Raw genomic sequence first — 8,093 nt, forward strand, 5'->3', positions numbered from 1 at the left:
ATTGTTGAGCTAAAAAAATAAAAGCCCTAAGCGTTTACATCGCTAGGGCTTTTTATTCGTTAATCACTATGTTTTGGCTTGAGTTTTTCTTTACGAGAGCGCTTTATTTAGAGATATCTCTCAGCAGTGAAATGAGTTCAGATTCTGTTTTGGGCTCTTTAGATAATGTTAATTCAGGGGAACTTCCGCCTTTCAAGACGTAAGCTCTCGTACTGCAGTGATCGTAATGGTACCAATATCCGTCAACGCAAACATCGGTGTAGCAGCGTGGGTCTTGTTTTAATTCCATTTATTTTCTCCTTTACACTTGCGTAACATCAATGACAATAATTGATTACAAAGGGTCTGAAAATGATTTAGATCAAGACAAGTTTAGTTTTAATAATTCACTCAATAACCATATCTGAAGAAGACCTCTCATTTTTAGCGAATGGGTACTGGCAGTTAGAGTGAACTTCGTTTATTAATTAATAAGTTAACGTTAAAGAGTTTAGGTTGCATGGAAAATATCTTCATTGTTGTCGTCATTTTGGTTCTGTTTTTTGTTTTTGCTCAAAAGCGATTAATCAAAGATGAATCGTTCAAAGACAGCGCCTACAAGCGAAAAGGCCCTCTACTAAATAGTCAAGAGACCGCCATTTACAATGCTTTGGTATCAGCGGTGGGAGAGCACGGTGTTGTGTTGGCTAAGGTGAACCTTTCGAGCGTGCTTGCACCCGTTGCAGTCGATAAAAAAGGCTGGTTTGTTGCTAACAATCGTATTGCAAAGAGCTACTTTGATTTTGTTATTTGCGACCCGAGATCATTAGAGGTACGGGTGGCGATTGAATTGGATAACGGGAAAGAGCTCGACAAGGGCAAAGTCGATAGGCAGAAACTCCTGATGCATGTTTGTAAGTCGGCGAATATTCCCTTGATTGGAACGTCGATCAAACACAGCTATCAAGTTGGACGCCTAAGACGTTTGTTAGCCGCCCACATTGATTTGATTGAACCTGACAAAGAAGTTCGCTTTTGTAAGAAATGTGGAAGCCCTATGGTTATTCGAGTTGCGAACCAAGGGGATTTCAAAGGAAGACGTTTCTTTACGTGCAGTCGACAACCGCAATGCACTTATACAGAGAATTACAACATTGTTTTTGAAGACGATGAATAATCTGTTTAGCTTGGCGTTGTAAGTGCTGACGTTTCACTTGTGGTTAGCGCCTGCTGTTTTTGCTCAGAACAAACCATGACCTGGTTTCGTCCATTTTTCTTCGCTCGATAAAGCTCTGCGTCGGCTTTAATCAGCACTTCTTCTAGCTTGATCGTTGAACTGCATTCGCACACACCAATGCTCACTGTGAGCTTAATAGGCTGGTCAACCATTTTAAATCTGTGGTTGGCAATGTTTTCTCTCACGGCCTCTGCTAAATGTTCGGCCTGAATAAGATCGGTATGGGGAAGCGTTAAGCAAAACTCTTCTCCCCCAATTCGAAACACCTGAGATTCACCAATGATTTTCTTGAGAACCATTGCGGTTTCGATCAGTACTTTATCGCCAACAGAGTGCCCAAACTCGTCATTAATTTGTTTAAAAAAGTCGATATCAAGTATAAGCAGGCTCAGAGGGACATTCTTGTTAGTTTGAAGTACTGGAAACTGGTGATTGAGCGCTAAACGATTATAGGTATTGGTTAACGCGTCCTTCGCTGCCAAAACAGATAAGCTTAGTTCTGACTTTTTTCTATTCGACTCAAAAATGTGCGCCGTAAACCAAATGAATAGGTAACAAATGACCATGTTCAATATCAGCATATTGGTAAACTGAGAAGGGAAGTAGTTTATTTTTGAAACAGAAATCGAAACATGAGCGATGAAAAACACCAATGTATTGATGAAGCCGTACTTTTTACCAAGCAGCAAGTAATAGAAGATTGGGAAGAAACACCCCCAAACAAAAGTGCCGTACTCCACTGGTAAAAGGTAGTTCGCGAGGCACACTATAAGCGCTAACATTGATGTAAATACAATGATAGAACGATATGAATGTCGGAGATTCTTTGAAAGGTTGGCGAGATAAAAGGAATAGCCTGCAAATACCATGTGGCTGAGTGCGAGAAGGTTCTCTTTCAATATAATCACATTATAGGCAGCGAAAATAACTGAACCTATCGCCAGTATTAAACTAAGCCAAGTGAGAACAGCAGCACGAAGCTTATGTGAGTTACTCAGAACATCCACGTCCATCAAGGTTTCCTAATTGAGCCATAGATTCCAAAATCAAGAATGAATCATAGGCATTTTGCTCATGGATGCAAATAAAAGTGGAATGCGGGTCACATTTTTGTGAGCTGGGTAGAGAGCAGTTTTCTAAGTGTATGGGATGGAAAGGCTAATGATTTATCACTCAATTAATGCAACTCATTACTTAATGATTTTTTAGTGACACTGAGACCAGGCAATACAGTGATTGCGTTGGTCTCAGTGTCGATTAACATTAATCACTGTATTACATCTTGTTTATACCATTCCCGTCGATTTAGTTATTCAGCTGCCCCTCATCAAGTGCAGTTGTTAACCAGACGAGTGGGGCGTTCCAATTGATGGTGATTTCATTCATCGTCCATGCGCCGATTTTATCGACAAAACAGGTCTGTCCGGTGCAGTTGCCTTGCATTCCAGACGCTATCGGGTCACTAAAACTTATCGAGTTAGGCCCCCCAATCAGTGCGCCGGGTGCCGGTTTAGGGAATTGCTCACTTGCTACGTTTGCCCAAAAACGGTGGTGAGGCTGTTCAACCGCGTATTGTCCATACCCTGTAACGTATGAGATATTCAGCGGGTTTCCTCCTAAAAGGTAATCCATGCCATTCGCTGCGGCCTTAACAAATGACACATCACCGCTGAAGTCATGCCCGTATATCAAGAATATTCCACGATTCGCTAGATTTGAGTTTGAACCCCAAGGGTATTCCTCAACAGAGTACGGAATAGCGTAACCTTCATTGGATATCTGTGCCTGATACGATTTTGCGGTTGAGATGATATTCTCGCGAGCTTTGGCTACGATGTATGGTTCAAATTCATTTGGCACAAGTGCAATGCTAAGAGTGGCTAGCGGCGCTGTGTATTGCCAGAAAATATCTCCAGTCGTTTTTATATCCCCCTTTGGCACATCTAAGAATAAAGGTGAATTTACCGCGGCGTCTTTGTATCCAGATTTACCCGTCGTAATAAACAATTCTGTTGCAGCCCAGTAAAACTCGTCTACGAGATTAAAGTCATCATACGGACCAGAGCCAAGAAAGTTGTTATAGGCATATATTTCTGGGTTTTTGTTGGCGGCTTCCCAGGCATTCTCTGCCGCGGTTAAACACTTTTTAGAAAAATCGGAATCAATATCTTTCCAAATGCGAGCACATTGAGCACCAATAGCGGCGAGGTTCAGTGTCGCGGCCGTACTAGGTTGCCCTACATAGCGTTTCTCTTTATCTTGATGCGGCGCCAGTGGAATACCTGTCCACGATTCGTCGGCTACCTTGTGAAAGACTAGGTGTGAGGCATCGATATCCGTTAGGTTCAGTGTTTGAGAAGCGGATAGATCACCAATCGGCGCAGCAACACGCTGACCCGTTGGTATCTGCATTGAAAGCATGAATTCGATGTTCCAGCGCGCCTCATCAAGGAGATCGTTTACACCATTGTTATTTTCTGGAATCTTAACGGTGCCATCTGGGAACGGAATGTCTACCGTATCCAGCCAGAAGCCTCGTTCATAAAGATTGAGCAGAGTCCAAGTCGTGATACCACTGTTTACGGTGTATTTACCGTGATCTCCTGCGTCGTACCATCCACCTGTTACGTCTACTTCGAAATCACACCCAGGCCATTCATTTCCCCATGCATCTTTTTTATCAAAGCAGGTGACAACATCACTAGGGTGTCCTGCAGGCCTTGCGAGATCATTGCGCTGCACATATTGGGGTTCAATTTCAATACCGCTTCGATTTTGATAGAAATACGACAACGCATCGTATTTCATTTCAGAGTAAATGGAGGAGTGAACATCGAATGAGAATGACTCGACGTCGTCGATAGTGACTTTCAAACCTTGTTGGTCAGTGGTCAAATAGCTTAGGTCGATTTGGTGTATCATTTCACCCGACGCTCTATTTAATCCAAAAGGGAGAGTTCGGCCAACATCGATGTTGATCCCATTCGCGTCAAACAGTTTCCATCGCAAGGCTTCATTTGATTCTGATACAAAGAATGCTTTTTTATCCGCGTTTGGAAGAAAGCCCACCTGATTCACGCGAAGCGGTGACACACTGCGGTCTTCTCTATAAGGTTCACCTTGAATTGAGATGTTTCGAAAGCAGACTGTTGCTTCTTTTTGAGCACCCATTTGAAATTGAAACTCAGCACCTGCATCATTAGGAAGCGTTTGATTGAACTGATAATGGTATGAATTCCACTGGGGCTTCAACTCTGTTTGATTGACGAAGTAGTGGGTGTAGGGAGGGCCTTCATGTTGAATTAGGGTTTTCACTTCGGTAGCGGTGTTGGCTTTCGCTTCAAATGCAATAGCGTAAGTATTCCCTTCAGCTAGCCCAATGTTGGCGTGTCCAAGAATTACGTCCCATGGGTTAGAGCCAGGGCGAGATATAGTGGCGCAAGCCTCGCCATTATCAACACTAACGGTCGTTCCAGCTACCCACCAATGCGCAAGATCTTTCTCAAAATTGCCGTTGGTCAACATCTCTTGATTTGCAAAGCTTTGACTACTTAACCCTATAAACAAGGGGAGTGCATATCGGTACGATTTCATTATCAGCTCTTCCTACATTCGTCGTTTACTCGTTAAGAGAATGAAAAGTGAGCGCTTTAACCTCAACAGTTTTACTGACAAAGCGTGATCTGTTTAGATGCGAAGTCATAGAAGCGTGATTAATCGGTAAACAATATCATTCGCTATGAACCAGTTTCATAGAGCGCCAGTAGTGCGAATTGATTAGGGGGAGTGTCTCTGTCTACCATATTGGTTGTATAAAGAAGAACAAACTGAAAGGGGAGTTGTTCGTTTATTTGGCACATAAGGTGAGCATGGTCTTTGTGTTTTACGGCTCTACTACTCTGTTTAGACTCAATTTACTTTCATTGCTAAAACAAAGAGATGAAGAATTAGCCGTGTTGTAATTGTGAATTGATGAGAAAAACAACAATTAAGGCTATCGATGTCTACAAAAACAACAAACAGTACAAAACCAGTAAATTTGTACTTGCACGACTTGTCCCTTATCGATAAGATTCTCCCCGTTCTAAAGGAATGCGTCCGTAGCTCAGTTGGTTAGAGTACCGCCTTGACATGGCGGGGGTCGGTGATTCGAGTTCACTCGGACGCACCATTCCTTCTTCAGTTTTTATTACATGATTATTGAGTTTGTCACAATAGTAGTAATAAGAAATTAGAACACGCCCGCTTAGCTCAGTTGGTTAGAGTACTTGCATGACATGCAAGGTGTCACTGGTTCGAGTCCAGTAGCGGGCACCACATTATACGAAAGAGCTCACCTAGTGTGGGCTTTTTTGTGCCTGTAATTCCTTGTTTTATCAGGCTCTTAGCCATTTATTGGTCCCAAGAGATTCCATGATGTGTTGTAAAATCCACCGTTTAAAGTAACACTGTTAGTAACACTACAGGAAATACGGATTGGTGATGTTACTATGGCTAGGAAAACAACCCCATTAACAGCGACTCAGATCTTACAAGCAAAACCAAAAGAAAAGGAATATAGCCTGCTCGATGGTGATGGTCTTGCATTGAGAATAAAGCCCAATGGTTCCAAATTGTGGCTCTTTAACTATTACCGTCCAATTACTCGTAAACGAGCAAACCTCAGTATTGGTAAATACCCATCTGTATCGCTTGCTAAAGCTCGAACCAAAGCGATTGAGGCAAGAGAACTACTCGCTGATGGTATTGACCCGAAAGAGCACCGTGATACGACTCTCAGAGAAAAACAGTTAGAATTGGCGAATACGTTACAGTCGGTATTTGATGACTGGATTGAAGTGAAGAGAACAAGCGTCAAAGAGCAAACGGCTAAGAAGCTAAAGCAACGAATTGAGAAGTACCTCTTACCTGATCTTGGTAAGCTCCCCCTTGGTGAAATTACGGCACCACAAGCGATAAAAACAATTAAACCCATTGCGAATCAAGGTAAATTAGAAACAGTAGGGCGTTTGTGTCGTAACCTCAATGAGATAATGACCTTTGCAGTAAACACGGGTGTGATTGAACACAACAAGCTTGCTGGCATTGGTAAAGCATTTGAGACGGCTAAGGTAACCAACCAAGCTTCGTTAGCCCCAGATGAGCTTCCAGAGCTTCTCAAAACAATCAACTATGCATCAATTAAACCCATCACTCGCTGCTTGCTAGAATGGCAACTTCATACCATGACAAGACCTGCTGAAACGGCTGGGGCACGTTGGAATGAAATTGACAGAGAAAAGATGCTTTGGGTCATTCCTGCTGAACGAATGAAAAAGGGAAGAGTGCATACTGTCCCTTTAACAAAACAAACTTTAGATCTATTGGAAACCATTGATTTCATCACGGGTGATAGTGAATACCTTTTCCCAGCAGACAAAAGTAACAAAAATCACATCAACAAAGAGACAGCAAATAAAGCATTGGTACGAATGGGCATGAAGGGTAGGCAAACCTCTCACGGTTTACGCGCATTAGCCAGTACCACCTTAAATGAGCAAAACTTCGATCCAGATATTATAGAAGCCGCACTTTCTCATGTGGATAGAGATAAGGTAAGAAGCGCATACAACCGAACTGACTACCTTGAGCGCCGTAAAGTCCTAATGGCGTGGTGGAGTGATCATATCGAAGAAGCTGCTTCGGGGAGCTTGTCGATGAGTGGTAAAAAGAGCCTGAAGGTTGTGGGTTAATAGATATTGTAATTTGATGTCTAGTAAATTTTAGTTACAGTGTAACTTTTGGCCTTCAATAAATTGAAAGGTTGGCATTGGCTTGGCATGGGGTACGTTTGTCTACGGTGTAATTAACCTAAATAATTTTAGATATATGTCATTTAAGTGAATCCACTCACTTAATTCGTCTCAATGAAGTACTAGTAATGACTGGCTTATCAAGGTCGGGAATGTATCGCTCTATAGAAAAACAGCGGTTTCCATCATAGGTGCTAATTGGAGATAGGGCCGTCGCATGGGTAGAAAGTGAGGTCCAAATGTGGATAGCTGAAAAAATTGAAGATCGTCACCTATCTTGATATGACAAAGGAGAGCATTGTGCTCTCCAAATTTATACATTTCACATAAAACGGTCGAATGGTGGCCAAATTCACTATGGAACTACACTTTGCTACTTGGCTTACAACCCCCCAGCTTAGCTAGTTCTAGCTTTAACAGCCTATTTTCTGAGTTTAAGTTATTAACCTCTTCCGTAAGACTACTGTGATCAAGTATCTCACTTAAAAAGTCAATCTTCTTATTGAACTCATTTGCATTGGGTTGACGTCTTAGTATCTTCTTTAAAGATTTCTGAATTTTTAACAGTTCATGGGCGTTGATTAATAGTTCCTTCACTACTTCTGTTTTGGTAATGCCATAAATTTTAGATAAAAAGGTTAACGATTTTTTTGCCTCAGAGCTTAATGATAAGGTTACTTTGCTTTTCGAATTTTTGTGACTAGACCAAGCACTTCTTAGGAGGTTTATTCTATGTTTATCTTTACTGGTAATGCTTCCTTTACTTGCCCAGTTCTTCAAAAACTTTTCACAAAATATAGCGTTACTGCTATCGATTAGGCCAATGTATTGATCTTCTTTATATACATATTCACAGATCCATTCTCGACTATCTGCATAAGCTCTGAACCAATCTGCTAAATGTTTATCATCAGGGTTAAGCCATTTCATTCTTTCTTCAATAGTTTTTTCACTCATGAGTTTATGTCCAAATGTGACTATGATATTTGACTGTATCAATTTAAAACCGTATTTTAAAGTTGTTTTATTATTGGCTGTTTTATATGTTTTTGATTTTTAAATAGGGTATGTGTAGTGAATTATGA

General features: G+C 41.4%; 6 protein-coding genes, 2 tRNA genes and 1 pseudogene. 5 read left to right on the forward strand and 4 right to left on the reverse strand.

What is annotated here, in order from left to right; translation table 11 throughout:
• Positions 1 to 103 precede the first annotated feature (103 nt).
• Positions 104 to 289: a hypothetical protein gene (locus BCU12_RS22335; protein WP_102406870.1), complete on the reverse strand. Its 186-nt coding sequence runs from the start codon at positions 287 to 289 to the stop codon at positions 104 to 106.
• A 210-nt stretch (positions 290 to 499) separates the two neighbouring features.
• Between BCU12_RS22335 and BCU12_RS22340 the strand changes: the two genes are divergently transcribed.
• Entirely contained in the window at positions 500 to 1,156 is a 657-nt protein-coding gene (locus tag BCU12_RS22340) for a DUF2726 domain-containing protein (protein WP_102406872.1), read from the forward strand.
• A gap of 5 nt (positions 1,157 to 1,161) precedes the next feature.
• On the opposite strand, the gene BCU12_RS22345 is transcribed toward BCU12_RS22340, so the two are convergent.
• Together BCU12_RS22345 and BCU12_RS22350 are read right to left on the reverse strand one after the other, a co-directional pair.
• Positions 1,162 to 2,229, reverse strand: coding sequence for a GGDEF domain-containing protein (locus tag BCU12_RS22345; protein ID WP_102406874.1), 1,068 nt, complete (start codon positions 2,227 to 2,229; stop codon positions 1,162 to 1,164).
• 292 nt (positions 2,230 to 2,521) lie between these two features.
• A complete protein-coding gene (locus BCU12_RS22350) occupies positions 2,522 to 4,810 on the reverse strand; it encodes a glycoside hydrolase family 9 protein (protein ID WP_102406876.1) in 2,289 nt (762 codons plus the stop codon).
• A gap of 500 nt (positions 4,811 to 5,310) precedes the next feature.
• On the opposite strand from BCU12_RS22350, the gene BCU12_RS22355 reads away from it, so the two are divergent.
• From BCU12_RS22355 to BCU12_RS22370, 4 genes and pseudogenes are all read left to right on the forward strand, one after another.
• A tRNA-Val gene (locus BCU12_RS22355) sits at positions 5,311 to 5,387 on the forward strand.
• Positions 5,388 to 5,456: 69 nt separating this feature from the next.
• Positions 5,457 to 5,533, forward strand: a tRNA-Val gene (locus BCU12_RS22360).
• Between the two features lie 173 nt (positions 5,534 to 5,706).
• Positions 5,707 to 6,948, forward strand: a complete 1,242-nt coding sequence (locus BCU12_RS22365) for an integrase domain-containing protein (RefSeq protein WP_102406878.1) — start codon at positions 5,707 to 5,709, stop codon at positions 6,946 to 6,948.
• Positions 6,949 to 7,082: 134 nt separating this feature from the next.
• Positions 7,083 to 7,289: pseudogene (locus BCU12_RS22370) on the forward strand (AlpA family phage regulatory protein).
• A gap of 82 nt (positions 7,290 to 7,371) precedes the next feature.
• Here the strand turns inward: BCU12_RS22370 and BCU12_RS22375 are convergent.
• Complete coding sequence (locus BCU12_RS22375; RefSeq protein WP_102406880.1) at positions 7,372 to 7,965, reverse strand: hypothetical protein; 594 nt, start codon at positions 7,963 to 7,965, stop codon at positions 7,372 to 7,374.
• Positions 7,966 to 8,093 lie beyond the last annotated feature (128 nt).

Source organism: Vibrio sp. 10N.261.55.A7 (genome assembly GCF_002877365.1).
In the GTDB taxonomy this organism is placed as follows: Bacteria; Pseudomonadota; Gammaproteobacteria; order Enterobacterales; family Vibrionaceae; genus Vibrio.